This is a genomic window from Flammeovirga sp. SJP92 (genome assembly GCF_001583495.1).
Lineage (GTDB): Bacteria > Bacteroidota > Bacteroidia > Cytophagales > Flammeovirgaceae > Flammeovirga.
This window is the reverse complement of sequence record NZ_LQAQ01000018.1, coordinates 229,725-253,404: the sequence shown is the minus strand read 5'-3', so window position 1 is coordinate 253,404 and position 23,680 is coordinate 229,725. Positions and strand designations below refer to the sequence as shown.

The 23,680-nt window shown below is 35.4% G+C and carries 24 protein-coding genes and 1 pseudogene; 19 read left to right on the top strand and 6 right to left on the bottom strand.

Annotated features, from left to right (window positions below):
* Positions 1 to 113 precede the first annotated feature (113 nt).
* From AVL50_RS04845 to AVL50_RS04775, 15 genes are all read left to right on the top strand, one after another.
* Entirely contained in the window at positions 114 to 1,907 is a 1,794-nt protein-coding gene (locus tag AVL50_RS04845; protein ID WP_062615350.1) for a cytochrome-c peroxidase, read from the top strand.
* A 147-nt stretch (positions 1,908 to 2,054) separates the two neighbouring features.
* Positions 2,055 to 2,480 carry a MarR family winged helix-turn-helix transcriptional regulator gene (locus tag AVL50_RS04840; RefSeq protein ID WP_044207338.1) on the top strand — a complete coding sequence of 142 codons (426 nt, stop codon included), beginning with the start codon at positions 2,055 to 2,057 and terminating at the stop codon, positions 2,478 to 2,480.
* Between the two features lie 2 nt (positions 2,481 to 2,482).
* On the top strand, positions 2,483 to 3,037 hold the full coding sequence (locus AVL50_RS04835; RefSeq protein ID WP_062615349.1) for an NADPH-dependent FMN reductase: 555 nt from the start codon (positions 2,483 to 2,485) through the stop codon (positions 3,035 to 3,037).
* The gene (locus AVL50_RS04830; RefSeq protein ID WP_062615348.1) at positions 3,015 to 3,830 is read left to right on the top strand and encodes a pirin family protein; all 816 of its coding nucleotides are present in this window, start codon (positions 3,015 to 3,017) and stop codon (positions 3,828 to 3,830) included. The genes AVL50_RS04835 and AVL50_RS04830 overlap by 23 nt, the downstream gene beginning before the upstream one ends.
* Positions 3,831 to 3,868: 38 nt before the next feature.
* Positions 3,869 to 4,732 (top strand): pirin family protein, encoded by an 864-nt coding sequence (locus tag AVL50_RS04825; protein ID WP_062615347.1) that lies wholly within the window; start codon positions 3,869 to 3,871, stop codon positions 4,730 to 4,732.
* Positions 4,733 to 4,785: 53 nt separating this feature from the next.
* Positions 4,786 to 6,180, top strand: coding sequence for an MATE family efflux transporter (locus tag AVL50_RS04820; protein ID WP_062615346.1), 1,395 nt, complete (start codon positions 4,786 to 4,788; stop codon positions 6,178 to 6,180).
* 297 nt (positions 6,181 to 6,477) lie between these two features.
* Positions 6,478 to 7,386 (top strand): lysophospholipid acyltransferase family protein, encoded by a 909-nt coding sequence (locus AVL50_RS04815; RefSeq protein ID WP_082795661.1) that lies wholly within the window; start codon positions 6,478 to 6,480, stop codon positions 7,384 to 7,386.
* Between the two features lie 224 nt (positions 7,387 to 7,610).
* Entirely contained in the window at positions 7,611 to 8,036 is a 426-nt protein-coding gene (locus AVL50_RS04810; protein ID WP_062615344.1) for a hypothetical protein, read from the top strand.
* Positions 8,033 to 8,473, top strand: coding sequence for a hypothetical protein (locus AVL50_RS04805; RefSeq protein WP_062615343.1), 441 nt, complete (start codon positions 8,033 to 8,035; stop codon positions 8,471 to 8,473). The genes AVL50_RS04810 and AVL50_RS04805 overlap by 4 nt, the downstream gene beginning before the upstream one ends.
* A gap of 287 nt (positions 8,474 to 8,760) precedes the next feature.
* The gene (locus AVL50_RS04800) at positions 8,761 to 9,279 is read left to right on the top strand and encodes a peptidylprolyl isomerase (RefSeq protein WP_062615342.1); all 519 of its coding nucleotides are present in this window, start codon (positions 8,761 to 8,763) and stop codon (positions 9,277 to 9,279) included.
* A gap of 96 nt (positions 9,280 to 9,375) precedes the next feature.
* Positions 9,376 to 9,897, top strand: coding sequence for a peptidylprolyl isomerase (locus AVL50_RS04795; RefSeq protein WP_062615341.1), 522 nt, complete (start codon positions 9,376 to 9,378; stop codon positions 9,895 to 9,897).
* Positions 9,898 to 9,906: 9 nt separating this feature from the next.
* A complete protein-coding gene (locus AVL50_RS04790; RefSeq protein WP_062615340.1) occupies positions 9,907 to 10,116 on the top strand; it encodes a YwbE family protein in 210 nt (69 codons plus the stop codon).
* A gap of 24 nt (positions 10,117 to 10,140) precedes the next feature.
* The gene (locus tag AVL50_RS04785; RefSeq protein WP_062615339.1) at positions 10,141 to 11,427 is read left to right on the top strand and encodes a DEAD/DEAH box helicase; all 1,287 of its coding nucleotides are present in this window, start codon (positions 10,141 to 10,143) and stop codon (positions 11,425 to 11,427) included.
* A gap of 486 nt (positions 11,428 to 11,913) precedes the next feature.
* A complete protein-coding gene (locus AVL50_RS04780; RefSeq protein ID WP_172826759.1) occupies positions 11,914 to 12,354 on the top strand; it encodes a MarR family transcriptional regulator in 441 nt (146 codons plus the stop codon).
* 62 nt (positions 12,355 to 12,416) lie between these two features.
* Positions 12,417 to 13,355, top strand: a complete 939-nt coding sequence (locus AVL50_RS04775; protein WP_062615337.1) for an NAD(P)H-dependent oxidoreductase — start codon at positions 12,417 to 12,419, stop codon at positions 13,353 to 13,355.
* Positions 13,356 to 13,490: 135 nt separating this feature from the next.
* Here the strand turns inward: AVL50_RS04775 and hpt are convergent, their stop codons facing one another.
* Positions 13,491 to 14,039: a hypoxanthine phosphoribosyltransferase gene (hpt, locus tag AVL50_RS04770; protein WP_062615336.1), complete on the bottom strand. Its 549-nt coding sequence runs from the start codon at positions 14,037 to 14,039 to the stop codon at positions 13,491 to 13,493.
* Positions 14,040 to 14,244: 205 nt separating this feature from the next.
* On the opposite strand from hpt, the gene AVL50_RS33475 reads away from it, so the two are divergent.
* From AVL50_RS33475 to AVL50_RS04755, 3 genes are read left to right on the top strand one after another with little or no spacing between them, the layout of a single operon-like run.
* Complete coding sequence (locus AVL50_RS33475) at positions 14,245 to 14,916, top strand: hypothetical protein (RefSeq protein ID WP_063850538.1); 672 nt, start codon at positions 14,245 to 14,247, stop codon at positions 14,914 to 14,916.
* Between the two features lie 6 nt (positions 14,917 to 14,922).
* Complete coding sequence (locus tag AVL50_RS04760; protein WP_157491143.1) at positions 14,923 to 15,786, top strand: hypothetical protein; 864 nt, start codon at positions 14,923 to 14,925, stop codon at positions 15,784 to 15,786.
* A gap of 2 nt (positions 15,787 to 15,788) precedes the next feature.
* A complete protein-coding gene (locus AVL50_RS04755; RefSeq protein WP_062615334.1) occupies positions 15,789 to 16,331 on the top strand; it encodes a hypothetical protein in 543 nt (180 codons plus the stop codon).
* Here the strand turns inward: AVL50_RS04755 and AVL50_RS04750 are convergent.
* The 5 genes and pseudogenes from AVL50_RS04750 to hisE form a co-directional block, all read right to left on the bottom strand.
* Positions 16,326 to 17,177 (bottom strand): DUF4249 family protein, encoded by an 852-nt coding sequence (locus AVL50_RS04750; RefSeq protein WP_062615333.1) that lies wholly within the window; start codon positions 17,175 to 17,177, stop codon positions 16,326 to 16,328. The genes AVL50_RS04755 and AVL50_RS04750 overlap by 6 nt on opposite strands.
* 6 nt (positions 17,178 to 17,183) lie before the next feature.
* Positions 17,184 to 19,784 (bottom strand): TonB-dependent receptor, encoded by a 2,601-nt coding sequence (locus AVL50_RS04745; RefSeq protein ID WP_062615332.1) that lies wholly within the window; start codon positions 19,782 to 19,784, stop codon positions 17,184 to 17,186.
* A 278-nt stretch (positions 19,785 to 20,062) separates the two neighbouring features.
* A complete protein-coding gene (locus AVL50_RS04740; RefSeq protein ID WP_256366103.1) occupies positions 20,063 to 21,568 on the bottom strand; it encodes a helix-turn-helix domain-containing protein in 1,506 nt (501 codons plus the stop codon).
* A 399-nt stretch (positions 21,569 to 21,967) separates the two neighbouring features.
* Positions 21,968 to 22,318, bottom strand: a complete 351-nt coding sequence (locus tag AVL50_RS04735) for a hypothetical protein (RefSeq protein WP_062615330.1) — start codon at positions 22,316 to 22,318, stop codon at positions 21,968 to 21,970.
* 66 nt (positions 22,319 to 22,384) lie between these two features.
* Positions 22,385 to 22,657, bottom strand: a pseudogene (hisE, locus tag AVL50_RS04730) (phosphoribosyl-ATP diphosphatase); the annotation flags it as partial.
* Between the two features lie 354 nt (positions 22,658 to 23,011).
* Between hisE and AVL50_RS04725 the strand changes: the two are divergent.
* The gene (locus AVL50_RS04725) at positions 23,012 to 23,623 is read left to right on the top strand and encodes a hypothetical protein (RefSeq protein WP_062615329.1); all 612 of its coding nucleotides are present in this window, start codon (positions 23,012 to 23,014) and stop codon (positions 23,621 to 23,623) included.
* Positions 23,624 to 23,680: the final 57 nt, after the last annotated feature.

The following is a 23,680-nucleotide window of genomic DNA, read 5'->3' as shown; positions in this document are numbered from 1 at the left end:
TGTATAAACCTAATAAGCTCTAGAACAACCAAATCACATATGTTCTAGCACTTAGCTCGAGCAATAGTTTTTATTGCTCGAGCATTTTTTCAAATGCTATAATAAGAACTCTGATGAAAAACGTAATAATACTAGCAATCTTCACAATGACTATTTGGGGATGTAATTCAACAATTAACAGGGAGCAGATTATCAAGAAACAGAAAGAGCAACTAATCCAATATTATCAAGAAAATTTAAATAACTGCCTTACTTCTCTGGAGACGATTAAAAAGTTAGAAGATCCAGAAATGTTGAAAAAGGAATTTGATGTGGCAAGAGTTTCATTTAAAAGAATGGAGCCGATCATGTCTTTTTATGCTGCTAAAGACTATAAAACCCTCAATCAACCTAATTTACCACACGTCGATGAATTTGATAATTCTGATAAAGTCATTAAAGCCATCGGTTTTCAGGTAATAGAAGAATTAATGTACGCTTCAGACTCTTTGGATGTCAATGAAGTACACAGACAAGCAGGCTTGATGATCAATACTTTAAACTTGGAATTGAACAATAATAAGATATTAGTATTGAAGCCTTATCATCTATTATGGATGGTGAGAAATGAATTAGTAAGAATCACTTCTCTTGGAATTAGCGGTTTCGATTCTCCTGTTTATTTAAACAGCTTAGAGGAAAATCAACATGCTTATGACGGCATTGCCTTCCTTTTGTCAATAAGTAAGGATTATTTTAAAGACAAAAAGTTATTAGAGGAGTGGAACGAAAGTATTGTGTTGGCTAAAAACAAGTTATCTACTGCAAAGAGTTTTGATCAATTTGACCGTTTCACCTTTATCAAAGAATCTGTGCATCCTATGCTTGGGTTGTGGGTGAAGACAATCAAGGATTGGGAAGTAGAATTCCCTTTTGAACAGAAAATAAACTATTATGCAACTTCTTTATTTGATAAAAATACCTTCAATATCAACAAGTTTTCATCAAGGTATAGTATAGCTTATAATGAAGAAGTAGTTGCATTGGGAAAACAGCTTTTTCATGATCAAAAACTATCATCCAATGGAAAAATGAGCTGTGCTACTTGCCATGATCCTCAGAAAGCATTTACAGACGGACTGCCAAAATCTATTACAAATACTGGAGCATCCAACAAAAGAAATTCACCTACATTAATGTATGCTGGTTTACAGGCTGCACAGTTTTATGATTCAAGAAAATCATTGTTGGAGAATCAAATCATGGATGTAGTAAAAAATAAAGATGAGTTTCACTCCAATATGGAAAAGGTGGTAGATGTGGTGCAAAAGAATGAAGAATACACAAAAGTATTACAAAAGCATTATGAAAATACAGATTCTAAAAGCATTCGTAATTCAATTGCTATGTATGTGAGAAGTTTGAGTCCGTTTAATTCAAAATTTGATCAAGGGATTACATCAAACCAAGTGGAATTGAGTACAGCTGTAATCAACGGTTTCAATTTATTTATGGGAAAAGCAAAATGCGGTACTTGTCATTTTGCCCCAATTTTTAATGGTACAGTTCCACCTTTATTCAATCATAGTGAATTGGAGGTTTTGGGTGTTCCATCTAAAAAAGAATGGGAAAGTGCTGAAGTTGATCCTGATAAAGGGCGCTACGAGATTTCAAAAGCACCTCTCAAAATGTTTGCCTTTAAAACACCAACCATCCGAAATATAAGCAAAACTGCACCTTACATGCACAACGGCGTTTATGAAACATTAGACGAAGTCTTGAAATTCTATAATCAAGGCGGGGGTGAAGGAATCGGTATTCACCTCGAAAATCAAACTTTACCGCCAGATCAATTAAACTTATCTGAAAAAGAGCTAAACGATTTAGTGGCTTTTATGGAAAGTTTAACGGATCAGGTGAATTACTAATTTCACGACGAGTTATTAGGTTTTTAAAGCTCATTTCATTCAGAAATGAGCTTTTTTTTATGTTCAGCAAAAAATAATTAAAAAATATTTGCAATTACAAAAAAACGTTTATACAATTGTATGTACATTAATCGTTTAAACAAATAAATGCATTCAAAAAAATATTATAAAGCAATTCATCAGATCATTGTAACAGGACATTGGATTACTGATCAAGTAGGAAAGGACCTGAAAGAATATGGTATTACAGAACCACAATTTAATGTGTTGAGAATATTAAAAGGACAAAAAGGAGATCCTATTACTGTTCAAGAGATACAAGAAAGAATGGTTCAACGATCAAGTAATGTTACAAGGATTGTCGATAAGCTTTTGGATAAACAACTTGTACTTCGTAAAGAATGCCCTACAAATAGAAGAAAAATGGACATTACCATTACAGAGAAAGGGTTGGAGGAGTTACAAAAGTTGGATACCAAAGTGGGACAATTCCATGAGCAGTTCCAAGGCAATTTATCTGAAGAAGAATTAGAAACATTAGCAACATTAATCAAAAAATTAAAAGGAGAATAATTATGAAAAACATTGTAGTATTTGGAGCTTCAAACAGCCGAAATTCAATCAACCAGCAATTAGCACAATGGGCAGGGCAACAATTAGAAGGTGCTCAAGTAAAGGTTTTAGATTTGAATGATTATGAAATGCCGATTTATGGTATTGATAAAGAATTAGCCTCAGGAATTCCTGCAGAAGCAACACAGTTCTTAAACGCTATTGAAGAGGCCGACGCCTTGGTGATCAGTTTTGCAGAGCACAATGGAAATTACTCAGCGGCTTATAAAAACATCTTTGATTGGGCTTCAAGAGCAGACCGTTCTGTTTATAAAAATAAGCCAACTTTTGTAATGTCAACTTCGCCAGGTCCAGGAGGTGCAGGAAGCGTAATTAATATTGCCAAAGGCTCTTTACCTTATGCTGGAGCAGACGTAAAAGGAAGTTTTTCTTTACCGTCATTCGGACAAAATTTCGCAGAAGCAGAAGGAATTGTAGAAGAGGAGTTGAAAGCAAAATTTGATGCTGAATTTTCAAACTTTAAAGAAGCAGTTTATGAAACGTCAATTGAAGCGTAAGCAACCGGGAAGGAACGGTTTTCAATTCATTCTAAATCCAAGTACTAGAAGAGAATTACAACCTTTCGTTTTTTTCGATGCTGGAAAAAATAAAAGAAGAGATGAGGGCATGTTCTTTGGAATGCACCCTCACTCTGGAATTGGAATTATCACTTATTTTGAAGGAGGAGATTTAGTCCATCAAGATTCTAGTAAAAATGATAATATTATTAGAAGTGGTGGAGTACAGTGGATCAATGCTGGAGGGGGAATTTTCCATGCAGAAGGCTACAGAAAACCATTGGAGGAAGAAAATGAAGAGTGGAGTTTAGCCATTCACCAACTTTGGTTGCAGTTACCTGAACATCTTGAAGAAGGGAAAACAGGTTATCAAAATGTTCAGCCAGAAGAGATGAAAGTGGTGGATAATGTGAAAATCATTGCAGGTGAATACCAAGGTCATAAAGCAACATTAAAAGTACCTTATGATTTAACCTATCTTGATGTAACATTGAAAGCGGGGGAAGAAATTAGTATTCCAACACCAAAAGGCCAGTCAAGAGGTTTTGTTTTTCCAAGAGAAGGAAAAGTTACATTACATAACGAGGAAATCTCTTTGGGATACCTTAGTATTTTGGAAGAAAATGAAGGCGAATTGCATTTCAAAGCAGAACAAGATGCACAATTTGTGGTAGGCTTGACAGTTCCATCAGAACAGCACATTGTAGTTGGAGCGGGTTCCATTCACTCTTCTATACAGGCTTTGAATAATTCAAAAAAACGTATCCAAAAAATAGCAATGGAATTAGCTTAGCCTTTTTTTATCATAACAATTGTATGTACAATAGTTGTATGTTAAGTAAAGAAATTAAATCAGTCCAGGGATATGCCAATATAGACGGCCTTATCCCTGGCGTCAGAGGACAAAGGGCATTTCCAACGAATGCCATGAGAACTACCGATCCTTTTTTAATGCTGGATCACATAGGTCCTGAGTTTGTGGGAAAGGATTTTGTATTAAATGGAGATGGACATGATCATCCACATAGAGGTTTTGAAACGATCACTTTTATGCTTGAAGGAAGAATGAACCATAGGGATTCATTGGGTAACAGAGCCATTTTGAAATCAGGAGGAGTACAATTGATGAATGCTGGATCGGGAATTATTCATGGAGGAGACATGTTCAGTGATCCTAATACAGGGAGGTTTCATGAAGTACAGCTTTGGATCAATAATCCAAAAAATGAGAAGCTTTCTGCTCCTGGAATTCAAAATCTTTCCACAAACGAAATTCCTGTTTTGGAACAAGGAAAAAGTACTTTGAGGATCATCACTGGTACATTGAATGAAATAGAAGGGAAAATTTCTACCAAATCCAAAACACAAATTGCACATTGGATCGGACAACCTAACAGTCATATGCTGATCACAGGCTTGAAAGAAGGTTACCATTTTATGGTTTATGTTTTAGAAGGAAAAGTGAAAATCAATGGAGAAACGTTATTTGAGTTCCAAACCGCAACGCTCTCTGAAGAGGGAAATCAACTAGCAATTGAAACAGAAAAAGGTGCTCAAGTTCTAATCTTAGGAGGTTTACCATTGCAAGAACCCGTAGTTTATGGGGGACCTTTTGTAATGAGCTCTCAAAATGAAATCACCCAGGCCAATATCGATTACCAAAAAGGATTATTCGGTGCCATTACTACTTTCTAATTCATTTTTATTATCTCATCCACTTTTAAAAAACACTTCATCTACTTTCACTCATGGCAGATATATTAAAAGATAAAACCAGTAAAGTATTACTCAAAATGAGCTTTCCTATCAGTATCGGAATGCTCTCAACGTTTTTATTTCAAGTTATTGATACCTACTTCGTAGGAAAATTAGGCGGGGAAGCTTTGGCCGCGTTAAGCTTTTCATCTGTACTCTATTTTATCATTGTAGGTTTATTTATGGGGCTAGCAGTAGGAGTTTCCACATTAGTAGGAAAAGCTGTTGGAGAAAAGAACGACACTGCAAAAGAACAGTATGCCTTAATTGGTTTATTGATGTGTTTTATCCTGACCGTAGGAGTGGCTTCAATAGTGTATTATTTTTCTAACCCCATTTTCTTAATGTTGGGTGCACCTCAAGAAATTTTACCTTTGATAGACCAATACATATTGCCATTGCTAACAGGAATTGCATTTCTAACCACTGGAATTATGGCAGGAAGTATTCTAAGATCTACAGGAAATGTAGTGATGCCGGAAGTGATCATGGCGTTGGCAGGAGTGGTTAATTTGTTTTTTGACTACGCTCTAATTTTTGGTGAATTTGGTTTTCCAGAGTATGGTATCAGTGGCGCTGCATATGCTACCGTATTGTCATGGTTTTTTATGATTATCGGAATGTTCATTTTGTTTTTAGGAGATAGAGTGATAAAGTTTTCATACCCCATTGCAACATTGCCCGTTCGACACTTAATTCAGCAAATTATGAAAGTGGGTTTACCGACCACTTTAACACAAATGGTGGCTCCCGTCACTCAGATGTATTTAACTTATATTATTGCCTCCCATTCAGCTTTGGCCGTGGGTGCGTTTGGTGTGAGTAGTAGAATTGAAATGTTGATGTTGATAGGAATTTTAGGAGTAGGAACAGCATTGACACCTTTTATTGCTCAAAATCTTGGAGCAAAACAAAATAAAAGAATTGATGAGGCTATTGTTTTTGGTGGAAAAACATCAACGTATTTAGGAATAGCTTTGGCTGTTGGTTTATACCTTTTCATCGCTCCTTTGGCCTCTCTTTTCAGTGAAGACACAGCTATTATTGATTATACTATTTCTTATTTCCGTTTGGTGGGGGCCTCTTACGTATTTTATGGATTCTTTATTATGACCTCTTCTACATTCAATGGATTACAAATGACCAAAGATTCTTTAAAAATTATGCTGATCAAATCATTTGCCATGACTGTGCCTCTAACATTAATTGGATCATATTTCTTTGCTATCGAAGGGATCTTTATTGGCTTGAGTTTAAGTAATATTTTAGGAGGAATATACGCGAGTATTTTCATGAGAAAAAAATACAAAGAAATGAATTCTGACTTACAGAATGCCGAAATCTGGAAAGATTATAAAAGCGATATTCAAGGTTTGTTTTATCGATAAATCGCTGTGTTATTGAGCAGGTGTTCTTTTTTCTTCACTTTCTTCTGCGAAACAAGGCAGGATCATTTCACGTTTATGTGGTGTCAGTTTGATGTTTTTGAATACATCAATGGAATAAATATCGGTTTTCAGACTTTGTTATTAGCTAATAATTAATTTTTTTTTGGTTAATTTTGAGGGTATTGAGCTTTGTTATATTTTATGTAAGCTTATCTATCATCCTTGCTATTTATAATTTAATTATCTTCAGTTAATAATAGAAATAGATACCGGAAAATAACCTAAGAGTACTATAACATGATGTTAGAGTACTTAATTTTTAGACATAGACTAATGATTTTTATTAAACTTTTTTCTCGTTTACCATTTTTCTTTATACACTTTCTTTCTTACAGTATTGCATTTTTTATGGGCAGCATTATTCGTTATAGAAGGTCGCTGATACTACATAATTTAAAGATCGCATTTCCTGAAAAGTCAGCCTTGCAAAGAAAGAAGTTACTATTCAAATTTTACCTTAATCTGACAGACGTGGGCTTCGAATCCATCAAATCCTACAGTATGACAAGGGAACAGATGCAGAAAAGGTTTAAAGTGCAGAATCCTGAAAAAATGGAAGAACACATCAAAAACAATGAACCCTTTTTATTACTGGCAGGTCATATAACCAACTGGGAATGGCAACTTTCGGGTTATGCAAGCCAGTTGAATTTCAATTTCGGTGGAGTTTATAAGCCTTTGTCAAGTAAATTCACTGATGAATTAATGCTAGACATCAGAGCCAACTTTGGTGGATACCCCATTCCAATGGCTAAAACAATGAGAGAGATTTTGGTGAGGATGAAACGTAAAGAAATGTTCTCCTTTGGTCTTGTGGCAGATCAATCGCCTCCGGGTTATGATAAAAAAAGAGAGTGGGTACCTTTTTTCGGTCAGGAGACAGCCTTTTTTTCAGGACCTGAAATTATCACTCAAATGACAAAAATGCCGGTCTATTATGCACACATCACAAGAACAAAAAGAGGATATTATGAAGGGAGAATCATTCCTGTCTTTCAAGAAGGAGATGAATTTGTAAAAGGAAGCAGTCAGATTACAAGGCGATATGCTGAATTACTCGAAGCCAATATCAAAGAATCACCTGCAGATTGGCTTTGGTCGCATAATCGATGGAAATATACTCGAAATGAAGTAGAAAAGACGTAGTAGAAAGGGAGTAAGATTTGAAAATCTTGTTCCCTTTTTTGTTACTTTGGTTGACAGTGTTTGAAGTATCATTACAAAAAGAAAATCTATCTGTTTTGATACTTAAGTAGTAGAAAGATGCTATTAGGAAGCAGATACATGATTTCATGTTTTAGTACACATTATTTTTCCTTCTCCATCTTTCTAGGTTCCAAATCTTTCAGCAAATTATTTTTGATATCATCATGAAAAACCTATTATTGATAAGCCTGTTTATTTTTATATCTATTTTTAGCAGTGCACAAAATATTGCCGACTATAAACTAGGAATGAAGTTGGAAGGTGCAGATATGATTCACATGACAATTGGAAGAGTAAAAGGTGTTGTTTTTTTATATCCAAACGAATACGGCTACATCTATGCACTAGGGTTTGTACCTTCCAATGATGGAAAAAATCCGTCAAAAGTATCAAGTCAGGATTTCGATAGTTTTTTTGATGACATAAAGAGTAAATACAATACAGATTTCAAATCGAATATTGACCATACTCAAAATAAAATTTATTATTATGGTAAACATGAAGGGAATCAGATTGTTATCACTTGTGATTATGAAATAAATTCTCCTCCTTACCTTTACTCAATGAGTATGATGCTTAATAAATTATGAATAGAGTCTTTAAAACAATAGTACTGCTACTAGTAATTCAAATTTCTTATTCTACAGTTTTATATGCCCAGGAATTCTCAGATTATAAAATAGGGGAAAAGTTAGAAGGAAAAGATATGGTCAATATGGATATAGGAGGATTGCCCGGAACACTTTTTATTTATACCCATAAAAATAAAGTAATAAGATCAATGGGATTTGTGCCCTCAAGAGATGGAGGAATTAATCCTTCCAAAGTAATGAAAGGAGATTTCATTCGCTTCAAATCTTTCATGGAACAATATTATCAATCAGGTTTTGAAAGGACCATTGATACTGCTCAAAAAAAGCAACATTACAAACTGAAATACAATGGCTGTAACGTTGTGATTACCATAGATGAGTTTGACGGAGATTTTTCTTACTCGAGCTTGGTTTTTATGATCAATAAAATCTAAAAAATACCCAAAAGTGGGGATGTTTTTACATTAGATATTTTATGAACTTAGCATAAGCAAGTAGTATTAAATAGGCAATTAACTATTACCGGAACGGTAAGAAATTGATCTTTACCCACTAATAGGTAGACATTCAGGCGAAGATGTTTACCTATTTTTTATTTTTCCTCAATCCCAACAGCATTTTTCCCCTCAAATCCTTCCTTAATTCACAATAAATCTTTCTTATCGAATAAAATCTTAACTCAACAGATTAATTCTTAGTACCTTTACAAAAAAAATATAAAATGAAAGCAACAAAAGATAAAGTTGTCACTTTAGTGTATAGCTTAAGTGAGGAAACTGCAGAAGGAACTCTTTTACAAAAAGTAGAAAAAGACGATCCATTTGAATTCTTATTTGGTCACATGGATGTGTTGCCAGAATTCGAAACTGAATTAGAAGGAAAAGAAGCAGGATATACGTTTTCTTTTGGCATCTCTAAGGAGAATGCTTATGGTGAGAGACAAGACGCTGCGGTAGTAAAAGTTCCTAAGGAAGTTTTTAATATCGAAGACGAAATAGATCAAAACGAAATTTTGAAAGTTGGTAATGTATTGCCAATGGTTGGTCCTGACGAAATGCCAATGGAAGGTGAAGTAACTGAAGTACATGATGATCATGTAGTGATGGATTTCAACCACCCATTAGCAGGTACTAACTTGTATTTCACAGGTGAAATTATTGACGTTAGAGACGCAACAAAAGAAGAATTAGAAGAAGCCGTTCAAGTGGATAACATGGAAGGTTTGGAAGGTCTTCAATAGAAGTGGTATAACACAAATAATGCAAAGCTTTCTTCCGAGGGATTTATTCGAAAGAAAGCTTTGTTTTGTATTAGGATTAAGAATATAAAAAGTCTAATGGGAGAATTAAGTATTTCAGAAGGATTAGTAGTAGCACTGACTTATAAGTTATATAGAGATAGTGCTGAAGGGAATTTTATAGAAGAAGCACCTAAAGATGATCCGTTCTTATTTTATGTAGGAGCAGGTGGTGTGCTTCCAAAATTTGAAAATGCTCTCTTAGGTAAAAAACAAGGAGATAAATTTCAAATTTCGCTAAAAGCAGAAGATGCTTACGGTAAAGTAATCAAAGAATACAGCGAAGTAAAAGTGGCGAAAAATGCTTTTGGTTTTGCTGATGAGGAAGAAGAGGAAGCTATGCTTCAAGTAGGGCATATCCTTTCTGTGGCAGATCAGGATGGTGATGTTTATGATGGAAAAATCACCAAGATCAACAAAAAAGATGTGATCATGGATTTGAATCATGAGTTGGCAGGAATGGATTTATTCTTTGACGGAGAGATTGTAGAAGTAAGAAAACCAACAAAAGAAGAATCTGATTTTGATGGTGAGGGGGTTGAAATTATGCCTTCAAAATAAAACGCTTTTATGGACGACGGAAGAAAAAGAAACAACATTAAGATTGGAGGTCATGTAAATATTGTTCTCAAGGCAGATCAGAGAACAGGTGAATTGACTGAAGGTTGGGTTGAAAAAATATTGACAAAATCTTCTTTTCACCCTCACGGTATTAAAGTGAGATTGGAAACGGGTGAGGTAGGAAGAGTAAAAGAAATCCTTGAAGACGGAGAGTTTTAATAACCACTCCAAAGTACATTCATAATGAAGTTTGAAAAATACAGTATTTCCTCGAGCTTAAAGAGAAGCTTAGAAGAAAAAGGTTTTAAGAAACCAACAGATATTCAGTTTAAATCTATCCCTCCTATCTTAAGAGGAGAGGATGTGCTGGCTATTGCCCAAACCGGTACTGGTAAAACGGCAGCGTTTGCTATTCCTGTAATGGAACGCCTGTTGAACAAACCAAACAAAGGAAATAGAAAGAAGAGTATTCGTACTTTGGTGATGGCTCCTACAAGGGAACTCGCTCAGCAAATCACAGAGGTATTCGAAACGATTGGCAAATACACTAAACTAGATATTTTATGTATTTATGGTGGTGTAGAACAAGACAAACAGATTGAAAAATTAGAATCTGGTGTTGATATCCTGATTGCCACTCCAGGCCGTATGTTTGATTTACAGCATCAAGGCTACGTGGATTTAAGCAGAACAGAAATCTTGGTATTGGATGAAGCCGATCACATGTTGGAGAAAGGTTTTATCAAGGATATCAAAGATGTCATTCGCTTTTTACCAAAGCACAGACAGACGCTTTTCTTCTCAGCGACTATTGATGAGCAAATCAAAAAATTAGCTTATTCTTTAGTGAAAAATGCGATTAGAATTCAGATCTCCCCAAAAGATCCTGTTTCTAAAAATGTACGTCATGCATTGAGCTATGTGAAAATGGATGACAAGCGTTTCTTCTTGGAAAACATTATCCGTGAACACCCAGAAAAGAAAATTCTTGTTTTTGTAAGAACAAAAGTAAGAGCTGAGAGAGTACATAAAGCCATGGAAAGAGTAGGGTTGGAAACGGTGACGATTCACGGTGACAAAGACCAAAAAGCACGTACTCATGCCATGAAAACCTTCAAAGAAGGCAAGGTAAAAGTGCTGATTGCTACTGATGTTTCTGCTCGTGGTATCGATATTCCAAACGTTCAGATTGTAGTGAACTATGATATGCCTGACGTTCCTGAAAACTATGTTCACCGTGTTGGTCGTACAGGTAGAGGGATGGAAAAAGGAGATGCTATTTCATTCTGTGATGAACAGGAGAAAGAATTGAAGGAAGAGATTGAAGACTTTATGGGCAAAGAAATCGCCGTTCATAGATTAGAAAGAGGTGATTATGCCAATATTGTAGGTTTCTCTGCGGAACAATCTACTGACTGGAAATCTGTGATGAAAGAAATCGCTCAAGACCAAACAGATTACAAGGAAATCAAAAAGAGATCCAACAGAAAGAAAGAGAAAAAGAAATTAGCAAAGAGAAATAAAAAGTAACTTTCGGTTTCTTTTGAAGATAAAATAGAGTCCCATGATTGTAAAATTGTGGGACTTTTTTTGCTTGAAATTTCAATTGAAGAGCAACAATGTCTTGTGGCTTATGAACTATCACATCATAAAACTCTCCAAATTTTTAAGTATTAGGACAAGTAAAAACGGGTGTCTCATAGACCCATAATTGAAGTTAAGGGCTTTTGGGAAAATAACTCATCTATCCACTTTTTATTATAATATTTGACTTATCCGGATTTTAATGTTTATAAAAACTGTAAGTATTTGGATATGCCAAGTTTATTATGAAAGTTGAAAAATAGAACAGCTTCCCATAAGCCCATGACTTTCAGTCATGGTGCACGGATTTTAACTTATTTCTTCTATTCCTTATATTAATATAGAGGTATCACTTTATTTTTAAGTGATTAACATAAATATATTTGTATATACAACTAATTTGTGTAGTTTTGTATCAATCAAATGATAAACATGATGGGTGATCAAAGTAAATCTTTTCAGGAATGCTGTTTGTATTTCGTAGCCAATTCTCTTTCCCGATTCATCGGAAACATTGCTAATGATGCATTTAGAGTGACGGGTTTGCAGACTTCTTATGCTCATTTGTTATTGTTGATTATCGAGGAACCAGGTTTGAGCCAAGGTGAAATCAGTCATAAAATGAATTTGAAACCTTCTACAATTACTCGGTTTATTGATAAGTTGATTACGATGGGATATGTGCAGCGTTCGCAAGAAGGTAGAACAGTATACATTCACCCAACAGATGAAGGGATTAAAATGAAGCCGAAATTAGATCAAGCATTGGCAGATCTTTTTGATAAATATTGTGAGGTTTTAGGAAAAGAAACAGCTGTTAAATTGACTGCAGACATTCACAAAGCCAATCAAGCTTTAGGAGAAAACGAATAGAGAAATCAACTCTCTATTTTTTTATAAAAATATTTGTATGTACAACTAAAAATAAAAATGACATGAAAACATTAATGATTGTAGCACACCCAGATTTAGAAAAATCAATTGCCAACAAATACATATCAGCAAACTTAAAAGATAAAGTAGAAGAGGTAGAGGTGAGAGATATATTTAGTTTATATCCTGATTATAAAATTGATGTGGAGGCGGAACAAGAAGCATTATTAAAAGCAGATACGGTTATTTTCCAATACCCTTTCTATTGGTATAATATGCCTGCCATATTAAAATTATGGTTTGATGAGGTGTTTTCCTTTAATTTTGCTTATGGACCTGAAGGAGACAAATTAAAAAATAAAAACTTTTTACTAAGCATTACAGTAGGAGGACCAAGTGATTCATATTCACCATTAGGGTATAATCATTTTAGAATTGAAGATTTCTTCAAGCCATTAGAACAGTCGGCTTATATGGCTCAGATGAATTATTTAGACCCAATTTATGTGCATGGAATGGTTTACGTGCCTGGTGTTTATAATACGCAAGAGATTGTAGAGCAAAGAGCCGAGAAACAATTGAATAGCATTATTGAAGCATTAAATACTTTATCGAATGCTGATCCAGAACAAAAAATTAAAGATTTTATCAAAGAGTGGTTTGCTCAGTTTGATGTTTTAGGTGATGAAGGGTATTTCACTAACCATCTTCTAAAAGATACAGTTTTACAATTTCCTGAAGGAAAATTTATTGGTCATGAAGGTTTTAAAGAGTGGTACGACGGCATCAGAAAAACAATAAAACCGAATAACAAGCATTCAATCAAATCGATTGTCGTTACAGAAAGTAATGGTCTTTATAATGTTGATTTAAATGTGAGCTTAGAAGCTGAATTAACAAGTGGAGAACCTTTAAATTTGAATGTCAAGGAAGATTGGAAAGTGGAAATTACTCGAGATGGCAGAGTGAAAATTCATGAATATATTGTAAAACCACTTTAATGAAATGAACGAACCTATGGTTGTAAATTCTAAATAATCGACGAGTGTACAATATTAGGAGCATTTAGAAATACAAAAAGGCTTTCAGAAAATATAAATCTGAAAGCCTTTTTAATATATCGTTTTTAGAGAGGCTTATGCTTTGTCTTTCAAAACTAAAATCTCAGGAATATTTCTACCGAAGTGATCATAGTCCAATCCATAACCTACAACAAAGCGAGGGTCGATTTCAAAACCAACATAATCAATTGTGATAGGAATTTTCAAAGCTTCAGGCTTGTAAAGTAAAGCGGCAACTTTTACAGAGGCAGGTTCCATTACCTCAAGATCTTTCAATAAAGCTTGCATAGTACGTCCAGTATCCACAATATCCTCTACGATGATCACGTGTTTACCTCTAACGTCAGCTTCATTAAAACCGATCAATTGTTTTACTTTACCAGTACTCTCAGTACCTTGGTAAGAGGAATATTTTACAAATGAGATGTCAATTTCTAAATCAATCTCTTTTGCAAGGTCTGATGTGAACATGAATGAGCCATTCAAAACGCTGACCATCAATACATCTTTTCCTTCGTAATCTTTTGTGATTTGTTGTCCAATCTCTTGATTACGTTTCGCAATTTCCTCTTTACTGATAAAAGGAACGAATTCTTTATCTAATACTTTTGTGACTTTAGCCATGAGTGTTTCTCTATAAGACTATTTTGATTAATCTTTCTTTATAGATTAAGAAAGTAAAAGACAAATATACTATAGTGAGGTCAATAATAATTGTGAGTATTTCCTAAATGATTACTTTATCTTAAATTTTTGGAAAATTCATCCAATTGATTCAAATTTATATACGCATTTTTATAATCAAATTCTAACCCCTTAATACATATCTATGTCAGATCAGGAAAATGTTGGGTTCTTTCAGAACTTTGTCAACAATATTGAAGATTATATCAACAACTTAGTTACTCTAGATATAAAAACCATTGTAGGTGATTTCCATGTCAATGGAGAAAAAGACGAGATCGTCAAAAAAGAAGGAACGGACTATAAAGTAATGAATAGTAAAATTCATTTACTGAAAGGTGATGTGACCTCTTATGTAAGTAATGATCTGGTTCAAGATAGATATGCATGGGTTCGTGATTTTCATGCCCAAAAAGAACAACATGGACATGCTATTATTAATGACAACATCAAGGCCGTTTATAGTTTGTTTGAGCTTTATGCCAAGACCAAAGGAATAGACGTTCCTCCTGCGGATTCATTTTACAGCAGTGCAGCGGCTACTCCACAACAGGCTTTCCCTTCTGCACCTGCACAGCCGGTGTTGTCATACAATCCTGAAGAAACAGCGTTTGACCCGTCTCAGACTGCGGCAGCAGCCCCTGATTATGAAGCAGCAGCGTTTGACCCAGCTTCTACAGCGGCTGCACCTACAGCTGACGCACCAGCATTGGATACTCCTCCAATTGATTATGATGCCCCTGCAGCCACTTCTTCTGACGACCAATCAGCTTCAGAAGACAATAATGAGGAGGATACTAAAAAAGAGGAAGAATAGAATACAATGGAGAAATCCCTAAAGTCTATCGCCAATGAGTTATTAACGCTGGAAGTTAATACCATTTTAAAGGAGAATACAACAGGTGCTAAAATGCCCGTCAACAAGCGTTTGGCATTAAGAGATATCATAGAAAGGTATAGAAAAACACTGATTGAGTTTGGTATTTGTGAAAAAGCCAAAGGTGTTCCTGCTTGTGTGGATGCTTCAGGAAAAGAGAAGTTTCTGTTGCGTTTTGAAGGAGCGGGTGAATATTCTTTTTATGAAGTGAAAAGAGCTGCTCAGGAAGGAAAGAGATACTACGAGTCACTGTTGCCTAGAATGCAAACGGAAGAGCAATCTGAAAGTTTGAAAGAAAGGATTCAGATGCTTTACAGAATTGAAAGGCAAAGTGCCAACTTTATTGGAATGTTCAAAATGCAACGTACGAAGTTAGCCATTGAAACAAAGCAAGGGCAAAGAGGTTATGATGCTGAATTCAATGATGGTGGTGTGGGGCAATATGATAGGTATCCTTCACAGATTGGCTCTCATAAATGGAACAATGATATTTTGCTTCGTGAAATGAACGAAGTGGAAGAATTGGATTTTGGAACCGAACAAATTACGCAGATCCGTAAAGCTTGGGAATTGGGTACACAGCAGGTTTTGCTTCAAACTGTAGTGCAGATTGATGGAGACGTAACTTCCTACCTGACACCAAAGTTTGTAAAGCTTCCTCCAGAGTTGAGAACAATGGTGATGAATTTTCATCAAAATTCTACCAATGAAGCAACAGGTCACTGGTCTTCGTTCTTCAAAGTTCTCACAGATTTAACAGGAAAAGCATTTTCATCCATTTTTGGAAATAACAAAACAACTGAATCATAGATATGGTGAATTGGAAGGTATTTAATGAAAAACTTAAGCAACTCAAAGCTTCAAAAGATGCGGCGGAGATGCTGGTTGAAACTTTCCAAAACGGAGGGGTAGAGATCAATACCCCTCTGCTTTTAAAAACAGGAGGGGAGTACAGTTTCATGACTGTGATTCAATTGGATGCTGATGTCTTTAATTATATTCCTAAGATGACAGATTCAGAAATTCAACTGAATTCCAGCCAAATAAAAAGGACTTTAAGAAGGCATTGGTATGAGGTGGAGTTTGCTTTTTTCAAGATGCAAACCAATCAGGAATTTTGGGATGCGTTGTCTTATTTTCTAATGACATTAGCCAACACTATCTCAATGCTTTATGCTTTGAAATATGAAAATATGGTGCAAATCATTGTCACCGCTGTGATGGCTTATGTTTCAGTTCAATTCAGAAAAAAAATCAAAGAGTATATCAGTCCATATCTGATCCGAGGAGGCTTTAAGGTGTATAAGTTTGCTCAGCCTTTTTTGAAAAAATATTTTAAACGGTTGTCTTTATAGAGAATCAATTACTGCAAAAATTTCAGTGTCGTCAACTCCTTCCAAAGAATAATAACCGAAGGATCTATCGCCGGCACTGCTCACAAAATTACTTCTAGGATTATCCGCAGAGGTGTTGGTTCCCGAAACATCAATCAAATTATTCAGCGATCTATAATAATCATAAGCATCTCTGGTCAGTGACTTGAAATGCACTTGAAGCGTATCATTGAGTGAAAAATTCTTTCCACTGAATTCTACAAATACCGATTTTCCATCAATTCCCTGGTCGGTATAAAGTGGTACTTTAGTGGTTGATAAGATGACAAACTCCCCATTAATTTTCTGAGAAACCCTCCAGCTGTAAAAATTTCTTTCTCCTTCTGGATCCGTGAAAAATATCCTTAAAACATGCTGATCTACTTCATTATCCAATTTTCTAAAGCCAATTCCATCCACAGGGACTTTGGTAGGCATTTTCATCGTTGCTTGATACAGTGTATCGGGGTCCTCAATACTGCCAGGTAAGTAAACGGAGAAAAAATAAAAGTCGTTAGTGATAAGCTGTACTTCATTCTGTGCTTCATAGACAGCACCAACACTTAGTGTATTGACGTAATTGAATGAAAAGGAGGTTTCACTTTTTGTATGCTGCAATACCACACTGGCATTTTCAATAGGAGGGAAATCAATGGTATCATTAAAACCTAAAGACTTGGACAGGACAACCCTTGAAACCACATTACTTTCTGAGATATTGGCATCAATAATAGTGCTTGGCTCACCACTCGGAAGATCCAGCCTAATGGGTTCTTCACAACCCCATATTGCCAATACTACTACTATAATTAGGTTTTTATAATTCATTGATGTTTAGAATTTAAAGTTGTAACTGAAGGAAGGAATAATACTAAATAAGTAAACCTTCACAGTTTCCAATTCTTCAGGGTTGTTTCTTTTACTTCTAAAAATATAAGAATAGGTATTTTTACGAGCGTAAACATTATAGATAGAAAAGTTGAAACTACTTTCATTTTTCTTCTGTTCACTCATTTTCCTATAAAAAGTTAAAGAAATATCTAAGTGATGTGTACTTGGCAGTCTTGCACCATTTCGATCCCCATAAATAGGTACCACATAACCTTCTTTATAATATTTTCCGATTGGAGCGGTAAATGGACGCCCTGAGGCATAATTCCATACAGCAGAGAACTGTATCTGTTTTGAGATTTGGAAAGAGGCTAATATGTTGAAAACATGCCGTTGATCCTGATCTGTAGGATACCAGTTGCCATCATTGATTTGAGGTATTTTGATAAAAGAAAAACTGTAAGTATAGGAGACAGATCCCGTTAGTTTTCCTTTTCTTTTTCTAAAAATTGATTCAACCCCATAACTCTGTCCAGTACCCGAAGTGACGTCTGTTTCCACATGATCGGTGACAACATACCTTCCGTTGGGTTTAAATTCCAGAATATCATCAGATGTTTTATAATAAGCATCCAATGAGAAGTCATACATATTGTCTCTTGATTTTGTGAGGTAACCAATTGAATACTGGTTGTTGATCAATGGTTTTATGTATTTGTTGGAAGGAATCCATACACCAGAGTTACTAGGAAGAGTAGTCAATGCTAATTCTTGTGCATATTGCGTCATTCTATCATAGGCAATTCGAACCGACTGCTGTGGAGTCAAGGCCACGCTGACAGAAACCCTAGGGTCAATACTGTGATGAGAATGGTCAAAGCTGATGCCCGAATTCCGTACTGTATCTACAATATTGCCATCCGTAATACTATCGGCAGAAAGCTGGAAGGGTTCAATATCATAAATGTACTCTCTTTCGTTTCTGACATTATCAAACCTTGAATAACGTACTCCAAGTCCTACTTTCACTTTCTCATTCATGTTCCATTCAAAGTCAGCAAATAGACCCGATTCCACTGCTCTGATGTCCTGAGGATCATTGGGTGTCACAATAGATTCTTCATCAAAAGGTGTAATACTACCTTGGTTATAGGTGTGGAGAATGCTCTCAACACCTGTTTTTAGCGTCATGTCAGGGGTGAAATACTGTTCCACTTTGTATTTTAATCCATAATCATCCAATGCGTAGGTAGTTCTATAACTCGTTTCTGGAATGGTATTCACAATATTAGCTACATCATAGTTGGTGTACCAAAAAGTAAGATTGCTATATGTTTTAGGAGAAAGCAAAGAAGACCAAGTTACATTGGCTGTTTTGTTGCCCCATTCACTAGAAGAAACATTTTGGAAGGCCAATTTATCTCTGCTGAAATACCCTGACACCGTCAGTACGTTTTTCTTATTGAGTTGGAACTTAAGCTTTGAACTTAGATCATAGAAAAGAACCGTATTGATGTCACCTCTTGTAGTACTTGAAAGTAAGTCCGTGTAAGGTCTTCTACCAGATATAATAAATGAAGCTTTGTCTTTAATGATAGGTCCTTCAATAGTGGCATTTGCCGACATGGTACCTATTCCACCAGAAAATCGATAATTCTGATTATTACCTTCTTTCAGATGCACATCGATGACAGAAGAACCTCTGCCACCGTACTGAGCTGGAATACCACTTTTGTAGGTTTGAACATTTTTCAATGAGTTGGTATTGAAAATAGAATAAAACCCTAAACTGTGAGTGGCGTTGTAAATAGGCACATTATCAATTAAAAATAAGTTCTGATCTGTGCCGCCACCGCGTACGGAAATTTCTGAACTTCCTTCATTGGCACTCTTGAAGCCTGGCATGAGCTGCAACGATTTCATTACATCTCCCTCACCCAAAATAAGTGGAAGTTCATTGGTGGCTTCGGGAGTAACAGTCGTAATATTACTCAGTTGCAAAATACCGTCATAGATTTCGGAGTTACTCGAAAGCACTACAATCTCTCTTAACTTTGTCTCTTTGATTTTCAGGTTAAGGTTCAATTCCGTTTCCCCCTTTACTTCAATGAGTGTATCTACATTTGTATAGCCCAAAGATTTGATAGAAACGAGGTATTTTCCTTCTGGAACAGAAATGGAATAGAAGCCATTGACGTTGCTTACAGTACCAATGGAGATATCTTCAAAGAAGATCGTGGCGCCAATAACTGTTTCTTTAGAGTATAAATCCCTTATGATACCATTGACTGGATATCGGGTGAGTCTTCGCCCTTCCCTTGAATCAAGCGGTATTCGGTTCACAGAGATAATTACATCACTGCCATCGATTCTATAGCCTAAAAATTGTCCATTGAATAAAGCCGTAAGCACTTCATCAAGTTTGGCGTTTTTCTTTTGGAAGGTAAAACGGTTGACCACCGGAAGGTTATCATCACTGTAGATGAAATTTAAATCATGTGCTTCAGAAAGCATTGTAATCGCCTCTGCCCAGCTGACTTCATCAAAATCAAAATCATACTTTTCCTTCCCTCTATTTTGAGCAAAAAGGAGGGTGCCATTCATAAAAATGAAAAGAATGAAAAAGAAGATATGTTTTGTGTGTAAAGTCACTAAGATTTGACGATAAAAAAATCTACAGTACTAGAGATTGAGTGATCTCAATTTAAATTATAAGAGTATACCTTGAAATCCATCTAATATTGAGGTTTCAAAATTGATGTAGAGCTCAAAAAGCGAAGAAACTCTAAGAATTGAATAATTCCTTGAATCTCTTCGCCTTTTTAGTATGTTATTAGATGCAATTGATCTATAAAAACCTTAACAGTAGAATTATTCACCGCCTAAGATACAACAGGTTTTCCTAAAATTGCTTCTAAAGCAGCAATTCTTTCTTTTTCTTGCTGTTCTTTTTTCAATACAATAGAATCAGAAGCCCTTACCTGACAGTCTACTGATGGACAACGTTCGCAGGTTTCATTTACGAACTCCATCCTTACTTTTTCGGACTGCCACAATTTGGATTTTTCTCTGAAATTATCATTGATCAAGAATCCAATTGTAATACTTGTATCAATAGTTTCATCTACCAATGGCAATGCTCTTGCAACGCTGATACAGAAGTATTCTTTACCGGAAGTGATATACCTTGAAGTTTGAGCATCACAAATATATTCATCTTCCTTGCCTTCTGATCTCGCTTGTTCTAGGTCTTCAAAAATCTTTAAAGAAACCCATCTTCTACAGTAATGTTCACTCAGTACCGTACCGTGAGGGCTATGTAATCCATCAAGGTGAAGTTCTTTGGTCAATGAGTAGCGGTTGGAACCAGGAATATGATCCAGACGCAGGAAGAAAATTTTGCTTAAGCCAAAATGCTTTGGAAGAATACTTGTCAGACGGTGAAGGAAAGTCTCAGGAGAAGTATTATGCTTTGCAATGAGGTCTAACATTTTCTCGTTAGAGAAACTATTGCTGTGCACAATCTCTTGCAGATCTTCTACCAATGCTTCTTCAGGTACTAAAAAGGCTCCAGCAAAATAAGTGGCCATGTAATCATTGAAAAGCATGTCGAAAGATTTGACTTGCATCCATGAATAAGTCATTGATCTTTCCTGAAGGTTCAACACCTGAAAGGCTGCTTCACGAGCATATATAAACGTACGTCTTCTGGCATTCAGCTTTTTATTGATCATCAAGACATTTGTGCCGTCATCTTCAACTTTAATGACCGTTCTCAATGTGTCTAAAGCTTCATGTTCCGAAAGGCTTTCTTCATCAATTCTATAATTGCAGAACGTTGTCAAGTACTGACGTAGTTGGATCTCCAACGGCTTGTCGTCATCTATGATCTTTCTTCTGAATTCCTTTGCCGCAATTTCTACTTCTTCAAAATAGTTATCATGGATTTCTTGATAAGAACGTAACACCGAAAAGTAAAAGTTTTCTACTGTAAGGTTGTAATTTCTTGAAATCTCAACAATAGTATTGATGAAGGCAGAAAGTTTGGATGGAGCATCTGACATCAGCTCTAAGAGGTTTCTTGGTTCAAGACCAAAAACATCTAGAGGAAGTTCCTGAAGAATATTAGAGTTCAATAACTTTGAAATAGCCCCTAGTTTTTTGGAGATCTTCAAAGAAACCAACTCATCATAAGATACTTTTAAAGCAGCCGCCAGTGATGTTATTTTATTTCTTTTAGGGTACTTCTTTCCTTTCTCAATTTCGTTGATGTAGGAAACGGACATTTCAGCCTTTTTTGCTAATTCCGATAATGATAATTTCTGTTCTTGCCTATGCATTCGGACCTTCAAACCGAAAATAAGGCGTATATTTTCTTCTAATATCACAGGATGTATATTGACTAACTTGGTTTCAAATTTGATTTTTATAAAACACTCAGCACCAATACAAATGATCCACAACACTCGAAAAACATTTGTAGAAGTACCTCCTCCTCTATTCAATAGCAACAAGATACTATCTGATAACGATCAAAAATACTTTATGGTGGCTAATAAATGTAAAAATAGCACAGATTTAATGAAAAATCGGATTTTTTGCGAATTTTCGCTTTCATTTAGTATTTCGTTTTCTTAAGTTTGTAATATCAAATAACAAAACACTGATTTGTTACTGTAAGAATTTCTACTCAGTAAGATATTTTACGCTGATAATCAGATATATAATTTTTCGTTTTCAAAAAAAGGCTACCTTTTCAGAAGGTAGCCTTTTTCGATATAACGAATTTATGAAGCGAAGAATACAAATAAGCCACTGACAAATACCAATAAACCTGCCGCCGCAATAGTTGCAGTGCCGTAAGCCACTAGATCTTTAGCAAGGTTGGCCTTGTTTTGAGAAACTACAGCTTTGGAATGTCTTGTAGCAAAAGCAATTCGTATTCTATTCTTTTTTTCGATTGGCCAAGAAACCATGTCTGTGCTCATCTCCACTACCAAATCAAAATCCTCCCTCAGTTCATGGTCAATCGTAAGTCGTCTCAAAAGCGTTTGGCTTTCTACAGGACTCAGTTTTCCATTGAGGTACTCCTCTATGAGCTCGAAATTTCGAAATGATATAGACTCTAAGGTTTTCATGTGTTTTCTTGGGTAGTATGTTGTTTTGTAATAGTAATTTAATCAAAATCAAGCATACTTAATAATTTACTTGTGACGTTCTTCTAAAATTTTCGTAACATCTTCTAAACCATAACCTTTAGCACGTAAAAGTACAATATAATGGTACAGTAAATCGGCCGCCTCATTTAGGAATAATTCTTCATTATCATCCTTCGCCTCGATGACTAATTCTACCGCTTCTTCACCTACTTTTTGAGCAACCTTATTGATTCCTTTTGCAAAAAGACTACTTGTATAAGAAGTATCTGAAGGAGAATCATGTCTGTCTTTGATGGTCTGCTCTAAAGCCTCAAGAAATTTTATCGACATAGTAACGTGTAATTGTTTTGTTAACTTAGTGTAATCTTAATCTAATACACTCTTTCTTAAGCGCAAAGGTACAGATTTTATTTTTCAGAATTTCAAATTCTCCTATGAATCAATGGAAAAATAATACGGCAGAGAGTAATTACATGTTTTATTCATAAACGCCACCTATTTTGGCTCCATTGATCTCCTAAAAAAAGAGAACAAATTGTTCCTTTTGAAATAAACTATGAAAGGGGCTTTTTGGTTTCGATCAATTTTACAACCTTTGCAAAAATAAATTTATTATAACATTCAAGTGGATTCACTAACAGGAATACACTTCCAATAATAACGATTGAAGATATGGCACTGAATACACGCGTTTTTGTTTCTGATGTAGATAATTTAGGAGATGGAAGATACTGTGCAGGAATGGGAGTAGAATTGATTGGCTTTCCCATTGAGGCATCACACAAACGTTATGTGTCTCCTGATAAGTTTAAAGAAATTGCAAGTTGGTTAGCGGGTATCAAATTCGCTGGTGAATTATACGAATCTGCTGATGTGAACCTGGAGGAATACGAAGCTATTGATGTTTTAGTGACAGACAATCCTGCTTTAGTCAATGATTTATCGAAATTAGGAAAGCCTTTAATTTTCAGAATTAAAGTAGAAAATAACCTTTCAGAAATCGAACAGCAAATGTCAATGCTGGAACAACAAGTGGAAATGTTCCAATTGGAGTTTGAAGAAACGTTATCTGAGGAAACATTAAAGCAATTAAAAACATTCACAGAGGAATATAAAATCTTAATCGCAGGTGGTTTTGACGAAAACTCTATCAATGATGTATTAGAAACTGTAAACCCTGAAGGTATCGCTCTAAAAGGCGGTTCAGAAGTTTCAGTGGGTGTAAATACTTTTGATGGATTGGTAGAAGTGATTGAAGCAATCGAAGCTGACGAGTGGGATTAATTCCTGACTTTTAGATATTAAAAAAGCGATCTCTTTTTTGTGAAGGAGATCGCTTTT